A 26431-nucleotide genomic window follows, 5' to 3' on the forward strand; every position below is an offset into this window, starting at 1 on the left:
CTAATGAAAGATTTTGTATCGATGAAAACAATGACAAAAGACCAACTACTCGGATTATTAAAAAGAATTGAAGCGATTGAAACCGGTCAAGTTAAACCAAGTTATAAAAAAGAAGAGATGTTTATTGCGAATTTATTTTATGAACCGAGTACACGGACAAAAATGAGTTTTGAAGTAGCTGAGAAGAAGCTCGGGCTTAACGTGCTCGATTTTCATGTCGAATCTTCAAGTGCATTAAAAGGTGAAACAGTCTACGATACGGCTAAAACATTTGAAGCTATTGGTGCAAAAGCCATTGTCATCCGTCATCCAAAAGAAAATGCGGTACAAGAACTGGCGGCCCAACTTGACATTCCTGTCATTAACGGTGGCGACGGTAAGGGTGAGCATCCGACCCAATCACTACTGGACTTATATACAATGTATCAAGAATTCGGTTCATTTGAAGGGTTAAAAGTAACGATTGTTGGAGACATTCTCCATTCACGCGTGGCACGTTCCAATGCGATTGCTTTATCAACACTTGGCGCTGACGTACGGTTATCCGCAAAAGAAAGTTACCGAGATGACACGCTTGATTTTCCTTATCTCGAGATTGATGAGGCGGTTGAAGATAGTGACGTGATCATGTTGTTGAGAATTCAACTGGAACGCCACTCAAGTAAAGAAGCACTCAATAAAGCCGATTACTTAAATCAGTACGGCTTAACCATCGATCGGTATAATCGATTGAAAGAACATGCGATTGTCATGCATCCAGCGCCTGTAAATCGAGGGGTGGAAATAGACGACACGCTCGTTGAAGCAGAGAAATCAAGAATCTTTAAACAAATGGCCAACGGTGTTTATAGCCGGATGGCTGTCATCGAAATGGTTTTGTTTCAACAACAGTTAAAAAAGGGGGAAATTAAACATGACTTTACTTATCCAGAACGCTTATACAGTTAATGATCAACAACAAACGATTGATATCTTGGTAGTGGACGGAAAAATCGACCAAATGGGGCAACACATCGAACCGACAGAAACAGATACGGTAATCGATGCGACGGGCCTTATCCTTGCGCCAGGTTTTATTGATGTCCATGTCCACTTAAGAGAACCAGGTGGGGAACATAAAGAAACAATTGAAACAGGAACAAAAGCAGCAGCTAAAGGTGGCTATACGACGATTTGTGCGATGCCAAATACAAACCCAGTGCCGAGTGATGTGTCCTCGCTTAAAGTGGTACAAGACAAGATTAAACAAGATGCCTTCGTGAAAGTCTATCCTTACGCGTCGATTACGAGCGGATTAAAAGGCGAAGCGCTTGTTGACTTTGACGCTTTAACACAAGCAGGAGCGTTTCAATTTACTGACGATGGTGTCGGCGTTCAAACGGCTGGCGATATGTATGAAGCGATGAAGCAAGCAGCCAAAAATAATAAAGCGATTGTGGCACACTGTGAAGATAATTCACTCATTTACGGTGGCTGCGTGCATGATGGTGACGTGGCGAGTCGACTAGGTGTCAACGGTATTCCATCGATTTGTGAAGCGACGCAAATTGCGCGTGACGTTTTGTTGGCTGAAAAAGCAAACTGTCATTATCATGTGTGTCACGTCTCAACAAAAGAAAGCGTGCGAGTAGTAAGAGATGCGAAACGAGCCGGTATTCACGTAACCGCAGAAGTATCACCCCACCATTTGATCTTAACGGAAGATGACATTAAGGAACGTGACACGAACTTTAAAATGAATCCACCCCTGCGCGCAAAAGAAGATCGCGACGCACTGCTTCAAGGTTTACTAGATGGTACGATTGATTTTATCGCCACCGATCATGCGCCGCACCATAGTGATGAGAAAAATCAGCCGATTGAGACAGCGCCGTTTGGTATTGTCGGGTTAGAGACAGCATTTTCTCTCCTATATACTCATTTTGTAGAAACAGGTGTGATGACGTTAGCGGATTTAATTGGCTACTTAGCAGTGAAGCCGGGTGAAGTTTTCGGACTAACACAAGGGAAACTAGAACTAAATAGACCAGCGGATTTAGTTTTATTAGATGTACAGGCAAAAACAGTTATTGATAAAAGCACATTTGAATCAAAGGGCAGAAATACCCCATTTGATCAAATGAATGTAACGGGTCAAGTTATGATGACGTTCGTTGACGGAGAACTTGTCTATAAGGGGGAAACAAAATGAAACGACAACTCATACTAGAAGACGGAACGGTATTTACCGGTGATGCCTATGGTGATTTAAATCAAAAAGAAGGCGAAATTGTCTTTAATACAGGAATGACAGGGTACCAAGAAATTTTATCTGACCCTTCTTACTGTGGTCAAATTGTGACGATGACATATCCGCTGATCGGTAATTACGGTATTAATCGTGATGATTTTGAATCGATTGATCCGTCAGTGTTTGGCTTTGTCGTAAAAGAAATGTGTGAAGCTCCGTCAAACTTTAGACATGAAGAGACACTTGATGAATTCCTAAAACAGAAAGAGATTCCAGCCATTAGTGGCATAGATACGAGAAAGCTCACGAAAATTATTCGAAAACACGGAACGATGCGCGCCGTCCTAACAGCCGCAGGAGATGAGCATAACGACAAGCCGATATTTTCACAAGGCATGACAGACCAAGTCAGTCGTGTCTCAACGAAAAACCCTTATGTGGTGCCAGGTAGAGGACACCGGGTTGTCCTTGTTGATTTTGGGATGAAGCACGGTATATTACGCGACCTCACGAAACGCAACTGTCACGTGACCGTCGTACCTTATGACTATACCGCCAAACAGATTTTAGCATTAAAACCAGAAGGTATTATGTTGACCAATGGACCAGGAGACCCGAAAGATGTGCCGGTGGCGATTGACATGATTAAAGACATCATGCCACATGTACCCGTGTTCGGTATTTGTCTTGGTCATCAACTGATTTCCCTCGCCGCGGGTGCGGATACGGAAAAAATGCGCTTCGGTCATCGCGGATCGAACCATCCCGTGAAAGACTTAACAATTGGTAAAACACACTTAACTTCACAAAATCATGGCTACGCGGTGACACGTGCGTCATTAGAGGGAACGGATTTGGAACTGACGCACATTGCCATCAATGACGATTCAGTTGAAGGGGTCAAACATACGACGTACCCAACATTTTGTGTGCAGTATCACCCAGAAAGTTCACCAGGTCCAGAGGATACGAGTTACTTATTTGATCAATTTATGACGAATATTGAAAACGCAAAACGATTAAACAAGGAGGCGCTCTAATGCCAAAACGTACAGACATCAACAAGATCCTCGTGATTGGTTCAGGTCCGATTATTATTGGTCAAGCCGCAGAATTTGATTACTCAGGAACACAAGCGTGCCAAGCATTAAGAGAAGAAGGCTATACAGTCGTGCTTGCGAACTCTAACCCAGCGACCATTATGACTGATCATACGGTTGCAGATACAGTATATATGGAACCTTTAACCGTTGAATATTTATCAAAAATCATTCAAAAAGAGCGTCCAGATGCGATTTTACCGACCTTAGGTGGACAAACAGGTTTAAACTTAGCCATTGAGTTAGAAAAAAGTGGCATACTAAATAAATACCCAACCGAAATGTTAGGGACCAGCCTTGATGCCATTCAATTGGCAGAAGACCGTGAAAAGTTCCGTCAGTTAATGCATGATTTAAATGAACCGGTACCAGAAAGTGAGATTGTTAATTCTGTTGATGAGGCTCTCGCCTTTGCAGATCAAATCGGTTACCCACTGATTGTTAGACCAGCCTATACGCTCGGTGGTTCTGGTGGGGGTATGTGTTATAACGAACAAGACTTACGGGAGATTACCCGCAGTGGGTTGCAGTATTCGCCGGTTAATCAATGTTTAATTGAACGTAATATTGCCGGATTTAAAGAAATCGAATACGAAGTGATGCGCGATAAAAATGATCAAGCGATTGTTGTATGTAACATGGAAAATATTGATCCGGTTGGGATTCATACCGGAGACTCCATCGTTGTTGCCCCGTCACAAACACTCAGTGACCGTGAATACCAAATGTTGCGAAATGCCTCACTAAAAATTATTCGCGCATTAGAAATTGAAGGTGGCTGTAACGTTCAGCTCGCCCTTGACCCGGATAGTTTCCAATATTACATCATTGAAGTGAATCCGCGTGTGAGTCGCTCAAGTGCCCTCGCATCCAAAGCAACAGGTTATCCGATTGCCAAGATTGCCGCTAAAATTGCGATTGGTTTAACGCTTGATGAAATAAAAAATCCTGTGACCGAAACGACTTATAGTGCGTTTGAACCCGCACTTGATTATGTTGTGACAAAATTCCCACGATTCCCATTTGATAAATTCACCTCTGGTAATCGCACGCTAGGAACACAAATGAAAGCAACTGGTGAAGTAATGGCCATTGGTCGTACCTTCGAAGAGTCATTCTTAAAAGGGATTCGTTCTCTTGACTTTAATGATGATGATTTCTACTTGCCAGAATGTGTGGATTTAACGGATGAAGATTTACTCGAACAAGTCGTAAAAGCTGATGACCGACGCATCTTTGTCTTAGCAGAACTACTGCGTCGTCATTACACGGTTGAACAGCTATTTGAGCTAACGAAAATGGATCGCTTCTTCTTAACGAAACTACAAAAAATTATTCAGTTTGAACACGTGTTATTAAATGAAAAACTAACAGCCGTATCGTTAGAACAAGCCAAAAAACTCGGGTTTTCAGATCGCCAACTGGAGCGAATTACCCGTCTTTCTGAAGATGTCATTTATAACATGCGTATGGAACATAACATTAAACCGGTCTATAAGATGGTTGATACGTGCGCGGCAGAATTCGAATCAAGTACGCCGTACTTTTACTCGAGTTATGAAGAAGAGCAAGAATCACTTGTCTCTAACCGTGAAAAGGTGATCGTCATTGGCTCAGGTCCGATTCGAATTGGACAAGGGATTGAGTTTGATTATGCGACCGTCCACTCTGTCCTTGCCTTAAAAGAAATGGGCTATGAAGCGATTATTATGAATTCAAACCCAGAAACCGTCTCGACTGACTTTAGTGTGTCAGATAAATTATATTTTGAACCACTAACATTAGAAGATGTGATGCATGTGGTTGAACTTGAACAACCTGTCGGTGTGATTGTGCAGTTTGGTGGACAAACGGCCATTAACTTAGCAGACGGTTTAACGAGACGCGGCGTCACGATTCTTGGTACTGACTTAGAAGCCATCGACCGGGCAGAAGACCGTGATAAATTTGAACAACTGCTTACAAGCTTATCGATTCCACAACCAAAGGGCGAGAGTGTCAAGGCGCTTGATGAAGCGAAAGTTGTTGCGAACCGTATCGGTTACCCAGTTCTAGTTAGACCATCATACGTTATTGGTGGGAGTCAAATGGAGATTGTCTATAATGACACAGAACTTGCCCATTATTTAGAAAAGACGACGCATATTAAACGTAAACATCCTGTGTTAATTGATAAATATTTAACAGGTATCGAAGTTGAGGTTGATGCGATTAGTGACGGAGAAACGACGATTATTCCCGGCATTATGGAACATATTGAGCGCGCGGGCGTGCACTCTGGTGACTCGATTGCGGTGTATCCAACCCAGCGCCTAAGTAAGGAAACGAAACAACAATTAATTGATACGACCATTAAGATTGCTAAAGCCTTAAATATTAAAGGCCTGATCAATATTCAGTTTGTCGTCCATCAAGATAATGTCTACGTACTTGAAGTGAATCCGCGTGCGAGCCGGACGATTCCATTCTTAAGTAAAATTACCGATGTCACGATGGCAAATCTCGCAACGCGTGCCATTATGGGTGAATCTTTAGCGAGTCTTGGCTATGAAGAAGGGCTATTAGAAGAAGCGGATCACGTGTCAGTTAAAGTACCGGTCTTTAGCTTCCAGAAACTAAAAAGTGTCGATACGATTTTAGGGCCTGAAATGAAATCAACAGGTGAGGCGATTGGACGCGATAAAACACTCGCAAAAGCACTGTTTAAAGGGCTTGTCGCTTCAGGTATTGAGATTCCGTTTGAAGGTGCGGTGTTATTTACTGTCGCAGATAAAGATAAAGCAGAAGCAACAGACATTGCGCGTGGCTTCCAACAACTTGGTTTTGATATTTATGCGACGCAAGGGACAGCGGAACATTTGATAGAGAACGGTGTGATTGCGACAGCGGTCGATAAGATTGGTTCAGATCAAGAAAATGTTTTATCATTGATTGAAAAGAACGCGGTACACTTTGTTGTTAATACGCTGACATCAGGTAATAAACCGCTTAGTGATGGGTTTAAAATTAGACGAGCAGCAGTAGAACATGGTATTGCCTCACTCACGAGTCTTGATACAGCGCGCGCGATTCTTAATGTCATCGATCAAACAACGTTCCAAGCACGTCCGATGGTTGTTAATCAGGAGGTCATTCGCTAATGAAAAAGTTAGAGACACACGTGGTGTCGATTGAGAATATTGCAAAGGCAACGTTTAAGTTAGTGATTCATGTTCAGGCAGACATGTTAAATACGATAAAACCAGGTCAGTTTGTTCACATTAAGGTGGGGGAAGGGACGGAGCATATGCTTCGTCGCCCTATCTCTATTTGTGATATCAGTAACACAAATGAAACGATGACGCTGATCTTTAAAGTGTTTGGTAAGGGGACAGACCAATTAGCTAAACTGACAGAAGGTCACGCGATTGATTTGTTGATTCCATGTGGTAACGGTTATCCAATGGATGACATTGAAGCCGAACATGTGCTACTTATTGGTGGTGGGATTGGTGTGCCCCCGCTTTATTATCTCGGTAAACAGCTTATTAAAAAAGGCATCAAAGTGACAAGTATCTTAGGCTTTCAATCAGCAGCGGATGTCTTTTATGAAGATGATTTTCAGACGCTTGGGGATGTCTTTGTTGCTACGAACGATGGTACTTACGGGATACATGGGTTTGTGACCGATGTTATTAATGAACAATCGCTCTTTGGTGATTACTATTTTAGTTGTGGTCCGACTCCGATGCTTCAAGCGGTTGAAACAAAATTAAAAGATACAACCGGTTATTTATCACTTGAAGAACGTATGGGTTGCGGCATTGGTGCTTGCTATGCGTGTGTTGTTAAAACAACGGACGGTGAATCAACGAAAAAGGTCTGCCAAGACGGGCCAGTTTTTAAAGCAAATGAGGTGCAGTTATGAGTCTATTAAAGGTGGAATTACCAGGGTTAGCATTAAAGAACCCGATTATGCCTGCGTCTGGTTGTTTTAGTTTTGGAAAAGAATACAGTCAGTTTTATGACTTAAGTAAACTTGGCTCAATTATGGTTAAAGCAGCGACATTACATAAACGACTTGGTAATGATACCCCGCGAGTGGCGGAGACAAAGTCGGGTATGCTGAATGCGATTGGCCTACAAAATCCTGGTGTGGAAACAATTATCAATGAAGAACTACCATTTTTAGCTGGATTTGATTTACCGGTTATTGCTAATGTTGCTGGTAGTACGATTGAAGAATATGAACAAGTGGCAACAGCCTTAAGACGTAGTGATATTGCGGCAATTGAACTCAATATTTCATGTCCGAATGTGAAAGAAGGTGGCGTCCAGTTTGGTACCGACCCAGAAGTAGCCGCGGAAGTGACCCGACGCGTAAAACAAGCGGCAAACGTACCGGTCTATGTTAAGCTTTCACCGAATGTGACGGATATCGTCGCCATCGCTAAAGCAGTTGAACAAGCGGGGGCTGATGGATTAACAATGATTAATACACTGACAGGGATGACGATTGATTTAAACAAACGTCGTCCGTTGTTAAGTAATGGTGTAGGTGGATTAAGTGGGCCGGCGATCAAACCCGTGGCCATCCGGATGATTTATCAAGTATATGAAGCGGTCAATATCCCGATTATTGGTATGGGCGGGGTAAGAGATGCAGAAGATGTCTTAGAATTCTTGCTTGCAGGCGCAAGCGCGGTCGCGGTTGGTACAGCGAATTTCGAAAATCCTCTCGTTTGTTCTGAGATTATTGATGACTTACCATTTGTTTTAAATAAGTATGGGTTTGATTCAGTGACCGATGCGATAGGAAAGGGGCATATCGATGCGTAAACCGATTTATTTAGCACTAGATTTTGAAGACTTTCAGACAGCTGATCAGTTTTTAATTAAACACCAATTGACCGATGTACCGGTGAAGGTTGGGATGGAGTTATTTTATAACGAAGGCCCCGATGTCGTCAAACGTTTACGCGCAAGAAATCAAGAGGTATTTCTTGATTTAAAACTGCATGATATTCCGACGACGGTCTATAAAGCGATGAAAAATATTGCGCGCTTAGATGTGCAAATGACCAATGTTCATGCACTTGGTTCAGCAGAGATGATTAGGCGAGCAAAAGAAGGATTAATAGAAGGTAGTTTAAACACGGTCGCAGACTTAATTGCAGTCACGATTTTAACGTCACATAATGAGCATACACTGCGTGAGGAATTAAAGCTTAATCAATCTGTGGACGAGGCAGTGATCGACCTTTCGGCATTAGCTAAACAAAATGGGGCTGATGGCGTGGTTTGTTCAGCTCTAGAGGTTCCGAAAATTAAAGCAGCACTTGGACAAGCGTTTCTCACTGTGACACCAGGCATTCGCCTAGTGAATAGTGGAGCAGATGACCAACAACGTGTAGCGACACCCGAACTTGCCAAACAAAATGGGGCTGATTACTTAGTGATTGGGCGTAGTATTACTCAAAGTGACAACCCAAGACAACAATATTTAAAAGCATTGGAGGCAGTTAATTATGACATATGAACACCGAATCATTAAACATTTACTTGATATTGATGCGGTTCAAATAAAGCCTGATTGCTCATTTACTTGGACATCTGGAATTAAGTCACCCATTTATTGTGACAATCGGTTGACGATGAGTTATCCAGACGTAAGAAAACTGATCACAACGGGCTTTATTAATAAACTCGCTGATATGAAAGATAACATTGATGGTATTTCAGGTTGCGCAACTGCGGGTATTCCACATGCAGCATGGTTAAGTCAGCAACTCGATTTACCGATGAGTTATGTACGTGGGTCAGCAAAAAAACATGGTAAACAAAATCAAATTGAAGGTGTTATTAAACCAGGTGATAACATCGTCGTTATTGAAGATTTAATTTCAACTGGTGGGTCTGTCATTGAAACAGTCCGTGCGATTGAAGCTGTTGGCGCAAACGTCGTTAAAGTGCTCGCGATATTTAGTTACGGTTTGAAAAAAGCAGAAGCAGCGTTTGAAACAGTGAACGTCCCATATGAAACGTTAGCAAACTTTGATCAACTGATTGAATACTTGCTAGATGAAGGCACCATTACTGCCGAGGAGCAACAAGACTTACTTAGCTGGCGCGATGAGTTAAAGTAGTCAAGAGTTCAGACCATAAAAAGAGACGCTCCCATGACAATAGGAGGCGTCTCTTTTCTATTAATGTGTATGAGCTTGATCATTTTCTTTTAATTGTTCTACGATGGCTCTATTCGGTGTCACGGCGACGGTTTTCTGATGGTCATAAATCACATACCCTGGTTTTGCGCCGTTTGGTTTATGCACATGTTTGATTTCAGTATAATCAACCGGAACGGCACTTGACTGTTGAGCTTTACTGAAATACGCCGCTAAGAGAGCGGCTTCATTTAACGTCGCCTCACTTGGGGCATCAGAGCGAATCACAACGTGTGAGCCTGGAATATCTTTTGTGTGTAACCAAATATTTTGTTTTCCGGCAAGCTTCATCGTTAAATAGTCATTTTGTTTATTGTTTTTTCCGACCAAGATGATCGTCCCATCACTTGATTGATATCGATCAGGTGATGGTTTTTTCGGTTTATTCTTTTTCTGGTTTTTAAGCACTTTCTTTTTAATCAGACCTTCATCTTCTAATTCTTCTCTAATCTCATCTAAATCTTCTAAACGTGCTTTTTCAATTTGTTCGATGAGTTGGTCAAGATAGTCAATCATCTCATACGCTTTTTGGATTTCAATGTCTAACATCTTCTTAGACGTCTTCAATTTTTGATACGTCTTAAAATAACTCTGAGCATTCTCACTCGGTGATTTATTCGGATTTAATTCGATCGTCAGTGTGGGTGTATCTTCTTCGTAATAATCTAATACATCAACAGAGGAATCACCTTGCTTAACTAGGTGCATATGCGCCGTTAATAATTCGCCTTTCTTTTGATAGCTCGGCGCATGCTCGGCTTTTTTTAACGTCTGTTGTTGCTTTTTGATTTTTCTTAAGGTTTTACTGCGTTCATTTTGTAATACCCGAATCAAATCACCCGCGCGTTGTTTAACTAAATCACGTTCGGCTTTATCGCGATAGAAATAATCAAGTAAGGCATTGACTGATGCAAAATGTTTTAAGTTTTCACTAAAGGATTTAAGTGGAAACAGATAAAACGCATGTTTCGTTTGATCAATCACAGGATCAATCTGACCGTTTTCAATATCGACTAAAAGTTGATGAAAACCATGGATTTGTGAGTCAATATCATCCCCAAAAGTCTGTAGTTCTTGCTCAATTTGAGGGGAGACACCCATGAAATGTGTCATGAACGCGCGCTCATGTAAAGATTGTTTTACGATTGTTTCTCTATCTTTTTTGTTTAAATCAAAGGGATTCACTTTATCTTGTGTCGGTGGATAAATATAAGGTTGTCCCGGTTGAATCGTACGGAAGCGATTTTGATACGGTGATAAATGTTTCATCGCATCTAAAATGTGTCCTTTATCAGCATCGACTAAAATAATATTGGAATGTTTACCCATGATTTCAATGATCAGTCGCTTTCGAATATCATCACCGATCTCATTCTTCCCTTGAATAGACAGCTCAATGATGCGTTCATTCTCATATTGGATAATCTCGCGGATAAAACTACCTTCCAAATGCTTTCTTAGTAACATACAAAACATCGGTGGTTCCTTTGGATTAGTAAATTTCTCATCCGTTAAATGGATACGTGCATACACAGGATGCATCGATAATAATAACCGGTGTGTTTTTCCATTGGCGCGGATATTTAAAATTAATTCGGTTTTTGTTGGTTGATAAATTTTCAATATACGACCTGTTGCAAGTAATGCCTGTAATTCTTTACTTACCCGTCGTGTCACCATACCATCATATGTCATACGTCATCACCTCGTGTTGTTATTATAGCACGGATAGACGTGTGATGATACCGACGAAATAGCCGACTACTTTTACTATGAACACGAGAGGGAACGAGTGAAACATTTACAAAAACGAGCATCATTGTGTATACTGAAGTTACGAGATGACGTGATTAAGATGGTTAAATCGATGATGAATAAAAGAATTTCGTCAAGAAGCATTCCAAAATGGCGCATTTTATACTATAATTATAAAGATTATTATGTCATTCATATGATGAGCGGCTATAGTTTAAGGGGGAGCAAAAATTGAGTTTACGATTAATTAATATCGGATTTGGTAATGTTGTCTCAGCCAACCGAATTATCACGATTGTTTCACCAGAGTCTGCGCCAATCAAACGTATTATTTCTGTCGCAAGAGAGAATAATAAACTTATTGATGCAACATATGGTAGACGGACACGTGCGGTGATTATCACAGATAGTGACCACGTCGTTTTATCTGCGGTTCAACCAGAGACAGTTGGTAACCGTGTTGTGACACACGAAGAAGAATTATTAGATTAAAGCTAACGGTATTAGCTTGATTGGGGGATTAACGTTGTTATTTAAACAAAAAGGCATTCTTTTCGTTTTATCTGGACCTTCCGGTGTAGGTAAAGGAACAGTGAGAAAAGCGCTGTTTAAAAAAGATACATCATTAAAATATTCGACATCGATGACGACACGTCCAATGCGACCGGGTGAACAAGAAGGTGTGGATTATTTCTATCGTTCAAAAGAAGCTTTTGAACAAATGATCGAGAACAATCAACTACTCGAGCACGCTGAGTATGTCGGGAACTATTACGGTACACCGCGTGAGTATGTTGAACAACAATTAGAAGACGGTAATGATGTCTTTTTAGAAATTGAAGTTCAAGGGGCACTGCAAGTCAAAGCAAACTTCCCAGAAGGTGTGTTTATCTTCTTATCACCACCAAGTTTGGAAGAATTAAAAAATCGGATTGTCAGTCGTGGCACAGAAACAGAAACACTTGTGATGAATCGATTGAATGCCGCAAAAGAAGAAATTGATATGATGGACGCTTATGACTATGTTGTTGTGAACGATCAAGTTGATCACGCGGTAGAAAACGTCCAAGCGATTGTTAAAAGCGAGCACTGTAAACGTGAACGTGTCGCATCTGAATACAAGAAAATCCTGGAGGTGAGTCAATCATGATGTTAGATCCATCTATTGACCAATTATTAACGAAAATTAATTCTAAGTATACCCTTGTGACCTTATCATCACGTCGTGCACGTCAAATTCAAGATGAAAAAATTGTTCAAATTGAAGAGCCGACCTCAGCAACAAATGTCGGGATCGCACTAGAAGAAATCTATGCAGATAAGTTGACATTTATTTCAACTGAATACAAAGAACGTCGCTAAATTTACACACGTTAACCCCCTTGTTCGCCAATTACGGTGGCTTGGGGGTTTTCATGCATAAAGAAAGGGTGAAGAAACGATGACATTATCCGGAAAAAAGATTGTCCTTGGGGTGACGGGTGGCATTGCGGCATATAAAGCCATTAGTTTAACGAGTAAACTCACACAAAGTGGGGCGATTGTCAAAGTGATTTTAACAAACGGCGCACAAAAATTTGTCACACCGCTATCATTTCAAGCCATTTCAAGACAACCTGTTTATTTAGATACATTTGATGAATTAGATGCATCAGAAATTCAACACATTGCCCTCGCTGATTGGGCTGACTATGTTGTCGTTGCACCAGCGACGGCTAATATGATTGGTAAATATGCGCAAGGTATTGCGGATGACTTATTATCAACGATGCTTCTTGCGACGACATGTCCCGTGTTTTTTGCACCTGCCATGAATGTGCATATGTATGAGCACCCAGCCGTGATTGAAAATATGAATACGCTACGTAAAAGGGGTGTGTCCTTTATTGAACCAGACGAAGGCTACCTTGCTTGTGGCTATGTCGGTAAGGGCCGTTTAGCTGAACCAGAGGAGATTGTGCGATTTCTCGAACAAACGACTAATAAACGCGCACTTTTAAAAGGAAAGCGACTATTAATATCTGCTGGTCCAACACAAGAAAAAATAGATCCAGTCAGATACTTAACGAATCATTCATCAGGCAAGATGGGGTATCAATTAGCCGCGGTAGCACAAGAACTCGGAGCGGACGTGACGTTAATAAGTGGTCCCGTTCACTTAGAGGCACCTGTTGGTGTCACTAAAATTGATGTCACAACGGCAGAAGATATGTATGAAGCGGTGACGTCGCGCTACCATGAAGCAGATATTGTGATTAAGACTGCCGCTGTTAGTGACTATACGCCTAAAGTGACGTATGATCAAAAAATGAAGAAACAAAAGCAACCGCTCGTTCTTGAGATGGTGCGCACAAAAGATATTTTAAAAACACTCGGTGAGAAGAAAACGCATCAATATTTAGTTGGTTTTGCGGCTGAGACCGAAGATGTCTTAACCTACGGTAAAGGAAAATTACAGCATAAACAATTAGATATGATCGTGATTAATGACGTATCAAAGCCCAATCAAGGGTTTCATGCTGATACAAATGCGGTCACCATCGTGACGAAAAAAGGTCAAGAACAAACCTTACCGCTTCAATCCAAACGAAGGGTTGCAGAGGAAATTTTACGGGTGATTAGTGAGGAAGTTGATTAAGTATGACAGAAAAAATAGCCCGCGTTGTCGTGGATGTTCCTGCAAGTAATATTGATCGTTTCTTTGATTACCTCATCCCAGACCATTTATTAGGTGCCTTAGAAGTTGGGATGCGTGTCATTGTGCCGTTTGGTAACCGAACGATTATGGGTTATGTGCTACATACAGTCAATGAAACAACGCTAGATGAGTCAAGATTAAAAGCGATTAAAGCGACACTTGATGTGCAGCCGGTGCTAACCAAAGAACTGATTGACTTAGGTCAATGGCTGGCTGAATCAACGATGAGTTTCTTTATCTCTAGCTTTCAAGCGATGTTACCCCAAGCACTAAAAGCGACGTACGATAAATCGCTCCACCGTCTGGAAGAACCGAAAAATCAACAGCTAGCGGATTTATTTGACGGCCGTGACTATATCGCCTTTGATGAATTGAGTGAACATATACCTTTGCGGGTGATTAACGAGGAGATAAAAGAAAAAACGGTCGAATGGGATTATCACGTGACGACGAATGAAAGTTATAAGTTTGTCCAAATGGTAGAAGTGGTTGGAACAGAGGCCGAATTTGATGCTTATCTTGCCGAATTAACGAAGCAGTCAAAAAAACAATTTGAGCTGGTTCAATACTTTTTGGATCATCCAGCGACACAGCCTTTAAAACAAGTGTTGTCAGAGAATCAAACGACCCGGAACACGTTAAATAAATTAAAGGATCATCAATTAATTCGATTGGTTAAACAACAAGTTAATCGAGATCCTTATCAAGGACAAACAGAAAAAACAATACCGCTCACATTAGCCCCGCAACAACAAGCGGCCTTAGATGCGATCGTGTCCAAGATGGATCAAAATTTACCGGACACCTTCTTGCTGCATGGGGTCACCGGTAGTGGTAAAACTGAAGTGTATCTTCAAGCGATTGATCATGCGATCAAACAGGGCAAAGAAGCGATTGTTCTCGTACCGGAAATAAGTTTAACACCGATGATGGTGGAACGATTTAAACGTCGCTTCGGTGACGCGGTCGCGGTGTTACATAGTGCGCTATCTAAGGGTGAGCGATTTGATGAGTGGCGAAAAATTCAAAAGAAACAAGTGAGTGTTGCCGTTGGTGCGCGTTCAGCTATTTTTGCCCCGTTTGAAAACCTCGGGATGATTATTATTGATGAGGAACATGAGTCAACGTATAAACAAGAAGATCATCCGCGTTACCATGTGCGTGATGTCGCCAAAAAACGTGCTATCTATCACGCTTGTCCCGTTGTGCTAGGGACCGCAACGCCGACACTTGAAACGTATGCGCGGGCAAAAAAAGGCGTCTATCACCTGATTGAGATGCCAGAGCGAATCAATCAATCTGTTATGCCAAAAGTGACAATTCAAGATATGCGAGAAGAACTGCACCAAGGAAATAGAACGATGTTTTCACGTCAATTAAAAGAAGCCATTCAACAACGGATTGATAAACAAGAACAAGTCGTCTTATTCTTAAATCGCCGCGGCTACTCAACGTTTGTTATGTGTCGAGATTGTGGTCACACCGTTGAATGTCCCGATTGTGATATATCACTGACTTACCATCAACGTGATCATCGATTGAAGTGCCACTATTGTAATTACAGTGAGCCGATGCCTAAAGTCTGTCCAAATTGTGAGTCGGAATCGATTCGCTTTTTTGGGACCGGGACTGAGAAGGTCGAAGAAGCTTTAAATGAAACTTTTCCCGAGGCACGCATCATCCGAATGGATGTCGATACGACTAGAAAAAAAGGCGCGCATGAACGTTTATTAAAACAATTCGGAAAAAAACAAGCGGATATTTTACTGGGGACACAAATGATTGCTAAAGGATTAGATTTTCCAGATGTGACGCTTGTCGGTGTGTTAGCAGCTGACGGATTGTTAAACTTACCTGACTTTAGAGCCGCAGAAAAGACGTTTCAATTACTTACACAAGTATCAGGTCGAGCGGGCAGACACGAATTGACGGGGGAAGTGATTATCCAGACGTATACCCCGGAACATTACAGTGTGTTATTTGCGAAAGAGTATGATTATCACGGTTTCTTTAAACAGGAGATGACGCTAAGAAAGGCCTATCAGTATCCGCCTTATTATTTCCTTACGTTAATAACCGTGACGCATGAAAACCGCTTAAAAGCAGAGGAAGTGACACGCGTGATTCAAAAACTTCTCAATAAACATTTAACAGAACAGGCTATCATCCTCGGACCTACGCCATCACCCATTGAAAGAATTAAAGGTCGTTATCGCTTTCAATGCATGGTAAAATATAAAGATGAACCGGACTTAATGACAGTGTTAAGAAAAATATTAAAACATTATGAGGCTGAAAGTAATAAAAATCAGTTAATGATCCATATTGATTTAAATCCACAACAACTTATGTAGAAAGAAGGTTAAACATGAAGCGTATTGTATTTATGGGAACACCGGATTTTAGTGTCCCTATCTTAGAACAATTAGTGAAAGACGGTTATGATATTCCGCTGGTCGTCACTCAACCTGACCGACCTAAGGGGCGTAAAAAAGTGTTAACGCCACCGCCAGTTAAAGTGGCCGCCAAACGATTAGGCTTGCCGGTCTTTCAACCGGAAAAAATAAAAGAAGATTATGCGCCAGTTCTTGAAGCGAAGCCAGATTTAATTGTGACAGCGGCGTTTGGCCAAATTGTTCCTAATATTTTGTTAGAGGCACCGATAGACGGATGTATTAATGTTCATGCCTCGCTATTACCCGAATATCGCGGGGGAGCACCGATTCATCAAGCGATTATTGATGGGAAAAGCGAAACAGGCGTGACGATTATGTACATGGTCGAAGCGCTAGATGCAGGCGATATCTTAACCCAACAAAAAATCTTAATTGAAGAAGATGACCACGTGGGGAGTCTATTTAATAAATTGAGTCACATAGGACGTGATTTATTACAAGCTACGCTGCCGGCATTATTCGCAGGTGAGCTTACGCCAGTGAAACAAGATGAAGCGCAGGTGACGTATGCGCGAAATATTACCCGTGACCAAGAGCGAATCGATTGGAAAGAAACAAATACGCATGTTTATAATCATGTGCGAGGTCTGCATCCATTTCCTGTCGCAAGCACGACCTTAGACGGAACTAATTTAAAATTATGGTGGGTGGAAAAAACGCCCGCTCAAACGGATCATGCGCCTGGTACCATTACCGCATTAGAACAAGATGGGGTGATTGTACAAACAGGGGATGGTTCAGTAAAATTAACAGATATTCAACTGGCAGGGAAGAACCGCATGCCAATTAAAGACCTCTTAAATGGACAACATCCATTAAGTGTAGGGAAAGTATTAGGTGAAAATGATGAGTAAAACAGTCCGAGCACATGCTTTAGATGTGCTAGTTAAAGTAGGAGATAATGGCGCGTTTAGTCATTTATTGATTGATCAAACATTAAAAAATAACGCCTTAGATATCAGAGACCAAGGTTTATTCACCGAACTCGTTTATGGTACGTTGAATCGTAAATTAACACTCGCGTATGACCTTGACCAGTTCGTGAAAAAAACAGGGAAACTCCAAAGTTGGGTAAAGTGGTTACTTTATTTATCTTTTTATCAATTAAAGTATTTAGATAAAGTACCTGACCATGCTGTTGTCAATGAAGCGGTTGAAATTGCTAAAAAGCGCGGACATCAAGGTATCGTTAAACTCGTCAATGGTGTTCTGCGCCAAGCGCTACGTCAAGGGTTTCCTTCATACGAAACGATTGAACCAGTAACGAAACGATTGAGTATCGAAACGAGTACACCAGAATGGTTAATGGAACGCTGGATCGATAGTTACGGCTTAGAAAAAGCAGAAAAAATCGCCACCGCTCAACTAATCAAAGCAGATAAAGCCGTTCGAGTAAACTTACTTAAGATGACACGCGAAGACGTCAAACAACAATTAATTGAAGATGGTTTTGAGGTAGAGGCCTCTCCTTTTTCATCGAAAGGGCTTATTATTAACGCGGGCAACATTTTAAAACATCCTTTCTTTGACGAGGGGATTGTCACAATCCAAGATCAAACGTCTATGTTAGTCGGAGAGATGATGGCTGTTGAAAAAGATCAAGTCATCCTTGATAGTTGTAGTGCACCAGGTGGTAAAACAACCGATTTAGCTGAACGGTTATCGAATACGGGTCGAGTGTATAGTTATGACTTACATGAGAAGAAAACAACATTAGTTGACAAAAAAGCGGCGCAATTGGGCCTGATTAATATTAAGACAAAAGCGATGGATGCGCGCGAGTTAGATCAACTATTTGAGGTCAAAACATTTGACCGGATTCTTATTGATGCACCGTGCTCTGGTTTTGGTGTGATTCGAACAAAACCTGATATCAAGTATACAAAGACTAGTGAAGACGTGTTAAATCTCTCGATGATTCAATTTGATATGTTAAACACCATCATGCCACTATTGAAAGAAGACGGGAAACTGATTTATAGCACGTGTACGATTGATCCAACTGAAAATGAAGCGTTGATTGCTGAATTTTTATCAGGACAAACGCGATATGAAGTTGATCCGACATTCTTTACCGAATTGCCGGCATTTTTACAACAATCCGTTGGGGTTACCCCTTTTGGTCTGCAAATTTTCCCGGATGATTTTCATACGGACGGGTTCTTCTTAACGCGTTTACAATATAAACAAGCAACTGATGAAACATAATCAGTCGGTGAGGTGAAAAGATGACACATGTATTTATAACGGATCAAGGACGCGTCAGACCCTACAATGAAGATACGGGAGGCGTCGTCTGTAATCAAGACAAGCAAGCGCTCTATATTATTGCGGATGGTATGGGGGGGCATAATGCGGGAGATGTTGCTAGCGCGATGGTGCTCAAGTATTTTCAAACGCATTGGTCGAAAGAACAACGATTGACACGTGTCGATGATGTCGAACAGTATCTTACTCAGTCGTTACAAAATGTGAATGAACATATTTATCAAAAAGCTTTGGAAAATGAGGCCTATCGTGGTATGGGGACAACCGTTGTGGCTGTCATTATTGTCGATGATATGGCTGTTGTCGCTCATGTCGGTGATAGCCGTTGTTATAAAATGTCGGGCATAAAGCTGCGACAAATCACAAAGGATCACTCACTAGTGAATGCCCTTGTGAGCGCAGGTGAAATTACCGAACAAGAAGCAAGGGTCCACCCGAAGAAAAACATCTTAACTCGCGCTGTTGGTACTGACCAGCCAATCGACATTGATGTCACCATGGTCAGTTGTGAGCCCGGTGAACAATTGTTGCTTTGTACTGATGGATTAACGAATAAACTGTCGGATGAGGATATACAAGCGATTATTTTATCGGCAGAGACGCTTCATGAAGCTGGAGAAAAGTTAATCGCTGAAGCGAATGCACGTGGCGGTGAGGATAATATTTCCCTCGTCTTAATTAGTGAAGATACAGGAGGTGAAGCCTCTTGTTAGAAGGTAAATTATTAGGCGAACGTTATAAAGTCCAGTCACTCATCGGTGGTGGTGGTATGGCAAATGTCTATTTAGGGTTTGACACCATTTTAAAGCGAGAAGTGGCGATTAAAGTACTAAAGCTTGAGTATGCCAATGATGATGATTTTATCAGACGATTTCATCGTGAGGCACAAAATGCGACGAGCTTATCTCATCCGAATATTGTCACCATTTTTGATGTAGATGATGAAGATGATATTTATTATATGGTCATGGAGTATGTGGATGGTATGACGCTCAAGCGTTACATTCAACTTCATGCCCCGCTGGACCCAGATGAAGCGGTCATGATCACGTCCCAGATTGCCGAAGCGATTCAACATGCCCATGATCATCATATTATTCACCGTGACATCAAACCACAAAATGTTCTAGTGACCCATGATAAGCAAGTAAAGGTCACTGATTTTGGGATAGCGCTGGCTTTAAGTTCGACGTCAATGACTCAAACAAATGCCGTCTTAGGTAGTGTCCATTACTTATCACCGGAACAGGCCCGTGGAGGTTTGGCGAATACGAAGTCAGATATTTATTCACTTGGGATTGTCTTGTTTGAATTATTGACCGGACGCTTACCGTTTTCAGGCCAATCAGCGGTTTCTGTTGCATTAAAGCATTTACAACAAGTCGTACCCCCGGTGAAGAAGTGGGCGGAAGATGTTCCACAAAGTGTGGAGAATGTCGTACTAAAGTCAACGGCAAAAGATCCATTAAATCGTTATCAGTCAATGGATGAATTTATTGAGGATTTACGGACGGTCTTAAATGATGATCGGCTTCATGAAGCACCGTTTCAAGTGCCTTTTATTGAAGGAGATGAAACGAAACAAGTTCCCGTGATCCAAGCAAACTTATTTGAAAATCAGTCAGCACACGATACGGTTGTTCACCGAAAGCCAGCCATGGTTCAAGATGAAAAAAAAGCTACCTCTTCGCTTGAGAAAAAACAAGCGTCGAAGAAGAAAAAAATTATTTGGGGCAGCTCTATTGCCGCCATTGTTATACTGTTGAGTGTATTGTTTAGTTTGTTTGTCCTTCCGATTTTATTACAACCTGATGATGTTGAACTGATTGAGTTAACGAATCGCGATGTTGAAGAAGCGAAACGATGGTTAGAAAATAATCATTTAACTTATGACATTGAAGAAGTCTTTGACGATACAGTCGAAGTGAATATGGTTATAAGTCAGTCGCCTGACTCCGGACGGTTCGTGAAAGAGGAAACGGCTGTTAGTCTTGTTGTTTCATTAGGTAAGGAACCGATTGAGATAAGTGACTATACCGATCAATCATATAGTCAAGTTGAAAGACTGTTATTGAGCCAAGATTTTCAAAATGTTCAGCGGATCGATGTGTATTCAGATGAACCGGTTGGAACCATTCTAACCCAGGTTGAGCCTCAGCCAGGTACAAAAGTCGTACCATCTGAAACGATTGTTGTGTTTGAAGTGAGTGTCGGTAAGCGTATGGTGACGTTAGATGATTTAACTGGTTTAGATGAAATAGAAGCGCGAGATTATTTGACGGATAAAAATTTAGTCGCAAAAGTAACAGAAGAACATCACGAGAGCGTGCCAGAAGGTGAGGTCATTCGTCAATCACCGGAAGGTGATGTCGAAGTAGAAGAAGGCTCTGTCGTAAACCTTGTCGTGTCACTTGGGGAAGAAGAAAAACCTGTCAAAACCTATAGAGAAGAGGTGACCGTATCTTATACGCTGGATGAATTACCTGCTGATGATGACAATACAACGGAAGAAGAGCGCTTAATTCCACAAGAAGTGAGAATATATATTGATGACATCTCACATGATTTATCGGAGACGTACCAAGTCCAGATGATTACATCAGATACTACCTTTACCATTCCTCTAGAAATTGCACCGAATGACCAAGCGGTTTACCGCGTGGAACGTGATGATCAGACAGTGGTTCAGAAAACAATCCGATATGATGACATTGAAGGTGGTGAATAAATGACCGAAGGAAAGATTATGAAAGCGCTAAGTGGGTTTTATTATGTAGAAGACCAGGTAGGGGAAATATTCCAATGCCGAGCAAGAGGTGTGTTCAGGAAAAATAAAGAAACGCCTCTTGTAGGAGATTTTGTTGAATTTGAATCAGCTAATAAGACAGACGGTACCGTTACCAAATTGTTACCGCGTAAAAACGCCTTAATCAGACCGCCCGTCAGCAATGTTGACCAGGCGCTGATTGCGGTATCCGTTAAAGAGCCGGATTTTAGTACGGTGTTACTAGACCGATTTTTAGTGTTGGTTGAAAAGCATAAGATTGAACCGGTGATTTTACTAACTAAAATGGATTTGCTGGAAGAGGATGATTATCAAACCGTTGCTCATTACCGAGAAATTTATGAGGCTATGGGCTATGTTGTAAAAGAATTCTCCACCATTATAGAGCAAGATTCAAGGCAATTAGAAGATTTATTAACAGGCAAAACGACAGTGATTGCGGGTCAATCGGGTGTGGGGAAATCTAGTTTTTTAAACCAATTAAACCCAGACTTAAAAATTAAGACAGCTGAAATTTCTGATAGTTTAGGGCGCGGGAAGCATACAACACGTCACGTGGAGTTAGTCCCTATCTTAGGTGGTCACGTTGCTGATACGCCAGGATTTAGTTCGTTAGATTTTGCCGAGATTGATTTAGAGGAGTTGCCGAAATTATTTGTTGATTTCGAACAATATAGTGACGCGTGTAAGTTCAGAGGATGTATGCATATGAATGAACCGAAATGTCGCGTCAAACAAGCGGTCGATACAGGAGAAATTGCCCTGTTTAGGTATGAGCATTATCAACAGTTTTATGAAGAGATTAAACAAAGAAAGCCGAGGTATTAATTATGTCAAAAATAGCCCCATCGATTTTATCCGCAGACTTTAGTAAATTAGGCGATGAGATTAAAGAAGTTGAACAAGCAGGTGCGGATTATATTCATGTTGACGTCATGGATGGGCATTTCGTCCCTAATATTACGATTGGTCCACTTGTCGTTGAAGCGATTCGCCCCATATCAACTTTACCGCTGGATGTTCATTTAATGATTGAAAATCCAGATCACTATATTGATCAATTCGCAGACAGTGGGGCGGATATTATTACCGTACATTATGAAGCGTGTACCCACTTGCACCGAACGATTATGCATATTAAAGAAAAAGGTGTGAAGGCAGGACTTGTCATCAATCCTGCGACACCTGTGGAGTTGATTCGACCGATTTTACCAGAACTCGATTTATTGCTGTTTATGACAGTGAACCCAGGGTTTGGTGGTCAGTCATTTATCCCGAGTGTACTCGATCAAATTAAACAAGCCGATCAGTGGCGTAAAGATATGCAACTTGACTTAGAATTTGAAGTAGATGGTGGCATTAATACAGAAACAGCTCGTTGGTGTAAAGAAGCAGGTATTGATGTATTCGTTGCGGGGAGCTTTATTTTTAATAAAACCGACCGTAAAGAAGCGATTGATCAATTACGTCAAGTCATCGAGGAAAAGTAATTATGACCGTTTACGGTATTGTTGCAGGAGGGCCAAAGGCTCTCCTTCCTTGTTTAAAGAATCAACCTGTTGATTATTGGATTGGTTGTGACCGAGGAAGTTTATATATTCTAGAAGAAAGTCTGCCGCTATTTCAAGCGATTGGTGATTTTGATTCTGTCACGGCGGAAGAACGACAACGAATTAAACAACATGCGAAACACATGCATCTTTTTCCGGCGGATAAAGACGATTCAGATTTAGAACTTGCGGTTAAATCAATACATCAACAACCAGAAGACACCTTGATTTTTTATGGTATTACTGGCGGTCGATTAGACCACACGTTAGCTAATCTCGCTTTGTTGAAACGCTTAGTTAAACGAAATATCAAGGCAAAAATGATCGATCGTTATCATACGATGGACGTCTATGTACCGGGTGTGCATAAGGTTCAACTAAACCCCGAACGTTATATTTCGATTTTACCTGCGACCGAAAAAGTTATCGGAGTGACGTTAGACGGGTTTAAATATCCGTTAGTGGATCGGACATTAGAAGAGGGCTCGAGTTTGACGTTATCGAATCATCTCCTAACGATTGAAGGGTCTATTTCCTTCACTAAAGGCATACTCATAGTAATAAGTGCTGAAGACCAAGAAACTTTTTAATGAGAGGGTTGAGGGGAATGCTCTTTTTTACAGTGAAAGTGCCAAGTTTTATCGGGAAGATATTGCAGCGGATGCGAAAGCATTAGCTTAAGGTGTCGTCATTAAGATGTAAAGGCATAAAAATAAAGCGCAGGCCATAAGTGGCAACTGCGCTTTATTTCATCATTAACGTATTATACACGTTCAACTTTACCAGATTTTAATGCACGAGCAGATACGTAAACACGTTTTGGTTTACCGTCTACCATGATGCGTACTTTTTGAACATTTGCTTTCCAGTTACGTTTGTTAGCGTTCATAGCGTGTGAACGATTGTTTCCAGAAACTGTCTTACGTCCGGTTACGACACATTTACGGCTCATATTTTTCCCTCCTACATACAACTATCTCATTTCATACTCATATAATTTATCATAGTTAATCGACAATTGCAATTAAATTTAAGTAAAAAACTTCTTTTAGAAGCTTATCACTTCAAGGTTTTTAGTCGCAAATCAAGGATAAACACTTGACAGCATAAGGTTTTTCATTCAAAGTAATGGGAGAAGAAAAATTTAAAAAACAAAGGGATAAAAGTGTTTCCTACGCTTTCTTTTGTTAAATCCTTTTCTTAAGTGAAAAAGTATTGTAAAATGTTTAATGGCTATGCATGTTTTTAATCGTGAAAGAAATGAAGAGATAATAAAAACGGTAGATTCAAATTAGGAGGTAAACAGATGACAATTGAATTAACAACAAAAGATGGTCACGTCACTATAACAAATGAAGTTATTGCTACTGTCGCTGGTGGTGCAGCCATTGAGTGTTACGGTATCGTTGGTATGGCGTCAAAAAATCAATTAAAAGACGGTATTGCCGAAATCTTAAGAAAAGAGAACTTTTCTAAAGGTGTGGTTGTGACACAACAAGAAGATGAAATTTCTATTGATATGTATATTATTGTGAGCTACGGTACTAAGATTTCTGAAATTGCTCACAACGTGCAATCACAAGTCAAGTATACATTAGATAAGACATTAGGCTTACCAATTAAAGCAGTAAATATTTATATTCAAGGCGTACGTGTTCAAGCTGACTAACGTCTATTTTTGTAAGGTTTAAAGGGAGGAACTCATTGTGGTATTAAAACAACTAGAAGGTGACAAGCTCCAAGAAATGGTGTTAGTTGGCGCCGATCACTTATCAAATAATGCAGATATGATTGATGCATTAAACGTATTCCCTGTGCCAGATGGCGATACAGGAACAAACATGAATTTATCAATGACATCAGGTGCTCAGGAAGTAAGTAAGCTAAAAAATCCAACGATTAGTGACGTAGCTAGTGCGTTTGCTAAAGGTCTTTTAATGGGTGCTAGAGGAAACTCAGGTGTTATTTTGTCTCAACTTTTTAGAGGGTTTAGTAAAGGGGTTGAAGGACTTGATGTTCTTACAACGAAAACTTTCGCTAAAGGTTTAGAGAACGGTGTGAAAACAGCGTACAAGGCGGTTATTAAACCTGTAGAAGGAACAATTTTAACTGTCGCAAAAGATACAGCAAATAAAGCGTTAGAAATTGCTGAAACGACAGAAGACTTAGAAGTATTTCTAGAAGAAGTTGTAAAAGCGAGTAAAGTATCTTTGGATTATACCCCAGAACTCTTACCGATTTTAAAAGAAGTCGGTGTTGTTGATAGTGGTGGTAAAGGACTTGTTGTGATTTATGAAGCGTTTTTAGCTTCATTAAAAGGTGAAGCCTTACCAGAACGTGAAGTGGCTTCTGTGGCGATGGATGACTTAGTAAGTGCTGAACATCACCAATCACATCACCAAGATTATATGGATACATCAGAGATTGAATTCGGTTACTGTACGGAGTTCATGGTGAAGTTCGAAGACGATAAGTTAAAAGATCATCCGTATGACGAAGAAACATTCCGTTCGGAATTATCAGAAATGGGTGATTCATTACTCGTTGTTTCAGATGATGATTATGTCCGTGTGCATGTGCATGTGGAATATCCAGGTGAAGCGATGAACTTAGCGCAACGTTTTGGTAGCTTTATGATGATTAAAGTAGAAAACATGCGTGAACAACACAGTGCAATCGTGAACGAAGACCAACCGAAAGAAACGGCAAAAGAATTAAGTGAATACGGTATTGTCGCTGTTTCAGTTGGTGAGGGTATTGCTGAATTACTTAAGAGTCTAGGTACAACAGTCGTGATGCAAGGCGGACAGACGATGAATCCTAGCACAAAAGATATAACAGAAGCAATTAAAGCAGCCCATGCGAAAAAAGTGATCGTCTTACCTAATAATAAAAATATTATTATGGCCGCTGAACAAGCAGCTGAATTAGCCGAGTGTGACGTCGTCGTTGTACCGACAAAAACCATTCCTCAAGGCATGAGCGCCTTACTTGCGTTTAATTCAGAGGCGAATTTAGAAGAAAATAAACAACAGATGATTGACGGTGCAAAAGCTGTGAAGACGGGGCAGATTACGTATGCCGTTCGCGATACGCAAATTGACGGTTTGACAATTGAAAATGGCCATTTTATGGGCTTACTCGATGGCAAAATCAAAGCATCTAATAAAGATCAATTTGAAACAATCAAAGCGTTACTGAATGAATTAGTTGATGAAGATGATGAGATTTTCACGTTATTACAAGGTGAAGATGCAACAGATGAGTTAACGACAGCGATCGTTGATTACTTAGAAGCAGAATTTGAAGATCTTGAAGTTGAAGTTCATCAAGGACAACAACCCATCTATTCTTATATTTTCTCAGTTGAATAAGCGTGAATTTAG

24 protein-coding genes are annotated in these 26431 nt (G+C 40.9%); 22 read left to right on the plus strand and 2 right to left on the minus strand.

Features of this window, described 5'->3' with window-relative positions; all coding sequences use genetic code 11:
* The first annotated feature begins 3 nt into the window (after positions 1–3).
* From BM390_RS03775 to pyrE, 8 genes are read left to right on the plus strand one after another with little or no spacing between them, the layout of a single operon-like run.
* Positions 4–948: an aspartate carbamoyltransferase catalytic subunit gene (locus BM390_RS03775; RefSeq protein ID WP_062319831.1), complete on the plus strand. Its 945-nt coding sequence runs from the start codon at positions 4–6 to the stop codon at positions 946–948.
* Positions 914–2191, plus strand: a complete 1278-nt coding sequence (gene pyrC / locus BM390_RS03780) for a dihydroorotase (RefSeq protein WP_062319833.1) — start codon at positions 914–916, stop codon at positions 2189–2191. Before BM390_RS03775 ends, pyrC begins: the two co-directional genes overlap by 35 nt.
* The gene (locus tag BM390_RS03785; protein WP_062319835.1) at positions 2188–3270 is read left to right on the plus strand and encodes a carbamoyl phosphate synthase small subunit; all 1083 of its coding nucleotides are present in this window, start codon (positions 2188–2190) and stop codon (positions 3268–3270) included. The genes pyrC and BM390_RS03785 overlap by 4 nt, the downstream gene beginning before the upstream one ends.
* Positions 3270–6470 carry a carbamoyl-phosphate synthase large subunit gene (gene carB / locus BM390_RS03790; RefSeq protein WP_089852967.1) on the plus strand — a complete coding sequence of 1067 codons (3201 nt, stop codon included), beginning with the start codon at positions 3270–3272 and terminating at the stop codon, positions 6468–6470. Before BM390_RS03785 ends, carB begins: the two co-directional genes overlap by 1 nt.
* A complete protein-coding gene (locus BM390_RS03795; protein ID WP_062319837.1) occupies positions 6470–7237 on the plus strand; it encodes a dihydroorotate dehydrogenase electron transfer subunit in 768 nt (255 codons plus the stop codon). Before carB ends, BM390_RS03795 begins: the two co-directional genes overlap by 1 nt.
* On the plus strand, positions 7234–8148 hold the full coding sequence (locus tag BM390_RS03800) for a dihydroorotate dehydrogenase (protein ID WP_062319839.1): 915 nt from the start codon (positions 7234–7236) through the stop codon (positions 8146–8148). Before BM390_RS03795 ends, BM390_RS03800 begins: the two co-directional genes overlap by 4 nt.
* Positions 8141–8848: an orotidine-5'-phosphate decarboxylase gene (gene pyrF, locus BM390_RS03805; RefSeq protein ID WP_062319841.1), complete on the plus strand. Its 708-nt coding sequence runs from the start codon at positions 8141–8143 to the stop codon at positions 8846–8848. The genes BM390_RS03800 and pyrF overlap by 8 nt, the downstream gene beginning before the upstream one ends.
* Positions 8838–9455, plus strand: coding sequence for an orotate phosphoribosyltransferase (gene pyrE / locus BM390_RS03810; RefSeq protein WP_062319843.1), 618 nt, complete (start codon positions 8838–8840; stop codon positions 9453–9455). Before pyrF ends, pyrE begins: the two co-directional genes overlap by 11 nt.
* Positions 9456–9515: 60 nt before the next feature.
* Here the strand turns inward: pyrE and BM390_RS03815 are convergent, their stop codons facing one another.
* Positions 9516–11228, minus strand: a complete 1713-nt coding sequence (locus BM390_RS03815; RefSeq protein WP_089852968.1) for an Rqc2 family fibronectin-binding protein — start codon at positions 11226–11228, stop codon at positions 9516–9518.
* A gap of 291 nt (positions 11229–11519) precedes the next feature.
* Between BM390_RS03815 and remA the strand changes: the two genes are divergently transcribed.
* From remA to BM390_RS03880, 12 genes are all read left to right on the plus strand, one after another.
* Complete coding sequence (gene remA, locus BM390_RS03825; RefSeq protein WP_062319847.1) at positions 11520–11780, plus strand: extracellular matrix/biofilm regulator RemA; 261 nt, start codon at positions 11520–11522, stop codon at positions 11778–11780.
* A 34-nt stretch (positions 11781–11814) separates the two neighbouring features.
* The gene (gmk, locus tag BM390_RS03830; protein ID WP_062319849.1) at positions 11815–12438 is read left to right on the plus strand and encodes a guanylate kinase; all 624 of its coding nucleotides are present in this window, start codon (positions 11815–11817) and stop codon (positions 12436–12438) included.
* Positions 12435–12650: a DNA-directed RNA polymerase subunit omega gene (gene rpoZ, locus BM390_RS03835; RefSeq protein WP_369813733.1), complete on the plus strand. Its 216-nt coding sequence runs from the start codon at positions 12435–12437 to the stop codon at positions 12648–12650. Before gmk ends, rpoZ begins: the two co-directional genes overlap by 4 nt.
* Before the next feature lie 79 nt (positions 12651–12729).
* On the plus strand, positions 12730–13926 hold the full coding sequence (gene coaBC / locus BM390_RS03840) for a bifunctional phosphopantothenoylcysteine decarboxylase/phosphopantothenate--cysteine ligase CoaBC (protein ID WP_062319851.1): 1197 nt from the start codon (positions 12730–12732) through the stop codon (positions 13924–13926).
* A gap of 2 nt (positions 13927–13928) precedes the next feature.
* Positions 13929–16340, plus strand: coding sequence for a primosomal protein N' (priA, locus tag BM390_RS03845; RefSeq protein ID WP_089852970.1), 2412 nt, complete (start codon positions 13929–13931; stop codon positions 16338–16340).
* Positions 16341–16354: 14 nt separating this feature from the next.
* Positions 16355–17296, plus strand: a complete 942-nt coding sequence (fmt, locus tag BM390_RS03850; RefSeq protein ID WP_089852972.1) for a methionyl-tRNA formyltransferase — start codon at positions 16355–16357, stop codon at positions 17294–17296.
* Positions 17289–18650 carry a 16S rRNA (cytosine(967)-C(5))-methyltransferase RsmB gene (rsmB, locus tag BM390_RS03855; protein ID WP_089852974.1) on the plus strand — a complete coding sequence of 454 codons (1362 nt, stop codon included), beginning with the start codon at positions 17289–17291 and terminating at the stop codon, positions 18648–18650. Before fmt ends, rsmB begins: the two co-directional genes overlap by 8 nt.
* 20 nt (positions 18651–18670) lie before the next feature.
* The gene (locus BM390_RS03860) at positions 18671–19423 is read left to right on the plus strand and encodes a Stp1/IreP family PP2C-type Ser/Thr phosphatase (protein ID WP_089852976.1); all 753 of its coding nucleotides are present in this window, start codon (positions 18671–18673) and stop codon (positions 19421–19423) included.
* A complete protein-coding gene (gene pknB / locus BM390_RS03865; RefSeq protein ID WP_089852978.1) occupies positions 19417–21438 on the plus strand; it encodes a Stk1 family PASTA domain-containing Ser/Thr kinase in 2022 nt (673 codons plus the stop codon). The genes BM390_RS03860 and pknB overlap by 7 nt, the downstream gene beginning before the upstream one ends.
* The gene (rsgA, locus tag BM390_RS03870) at positions 21439–22323 is read left to right on the plus strand and encodes a ribosome small subunit-dependent GTPase A (protein WP_089852980.1); all 885 of its coding nucleotides are present in this window, start codon (positions 21439–21441) and stop codon (positions 22321–22323) included.
* Positions 22324–22325: 2 nt separating this feature from the next.
* On the plus strand, positions 22326–22985 hold the full coding sequence (rpe, locus tag BM390_RS03875) for a ribulose-phosphate 3-epimerase (RefSeq protein ID WP_089852982.1): 660 nt from the start codon (positions 22326–22328) through the stop codon (positions 22983–22985).
* 2 nt (positions 22986–22987) lie between these two features.
* Entirely contained in the window at positions 22988–23635 is a 648-nt protein-coding gene (locus BM390_RS03880; RefSeq protein ID WP_089852984.1) for a thiamine diphosphokinase, read from the plus strand.
* Between the two features lie 173 nt (positions 23636–23808).
* Here BM390_RS03880 and rpmB read toward each other — a convergent pair whose 3' ends face one another.
* The gene (rpmB, locus tag BM390_RS03885; RefSeq protein ID WP_062319866.1) at positions 23809–23997 is read right to left on the minus strand and encodes a 50S ribosomal protein L28; all 189 of its coding nucleotides are present in this window, start codon (positions 23995–23997) and stop codon (positions 23809–23811) included.
* A 354-nt stretch (positions 23998–24351) separates the two neighbouring features.
* Here rpmB and BM390_RS03890 point away from each other — a divergent pair, with 354 nt between their 5' ends.
* The gene (locus tag BM390_RS03890) at positions 24352–24714 is read left to right on the plus strand and encodes an Asp23/Gls24 family envelope stress response protein (RefSeq protein ID WP_062319867.1); all 363 of its coding nucleotides are present in this window, start codon (positions 24352–24354) and stop codon (positions 24712–24714) included.
* 37 nt (positions 24715–24751) lie between these two features.
* On the plus strand, positions 24752–26419 hold the full coding sequence (locus tag BM390_RS03895; RefSeq protein WP_062319869.1) for a DAK2 domain-containing protein: 1668 nt from the start codon (positions 24752–24754) through the stop codon (positions 26417–26419).
* Positions 26420–26431: the final 12 nt, after the last annotated feature.

It is taken from the genome of Halolactibacillus miurensis (assembly GCF_900116255.1).
Classification (GTDB): Bacteria; Bacillota; Bacilli; order Bacillales; family Amphibacillaceae; genus Halolactibacillus; species Halolactibacillus miurensis.